1 pseudogene is annotated in these 254 nt (G+C 63.4%); it reads left to right on the top strand.

Features of this window, described 5'->3' with window-relative positions:
* A pseudogene (locus RNC47_RS37505) lies at window positions 1-254 on the top strand (hypothetical protein); the annotation flags it as partial.

The following is a 254-nucleotide window of genomic DNA, read 5'->3' as shown; positions in this document are numbered from 1 at the left end:
CCAGCTCGACTATCTGGCGACGGAACTCCGGCGGGTAAGCCGGACGCGTCCTTGGCACGATGAACTCCTCCTTGCGGGACCCAGTGTCCCAAAGCGAAAGGTTGTCCATCAAACCGGGGCAACTTCACTGACCGACAACGCCTGGCCCTACCGCAAGAGCTTCGCCTGGAAACAGGCCCTGGCCGACCTGGACGCGGTCGGCAAGCTGACTCGCGCCTACCGACCGCAGACCAACGGCAAGGTCGAACGCTTCA

Origin of the sequence: Streptomyces millisiae, from assembly GCF_031845425.1 — a bacterium.
Lineage (GTDB): Bacteria > Actinomycetota > Actinomycetes > Streptomycetales > Streptomycetaceae > Streptomyces > Streptomyces millisiae.
The sequence above is the reverse complement of the archived record's forward strand: the minus strand, read 5'-3'. Positions and strand labels throughout refer to the sequence as shown.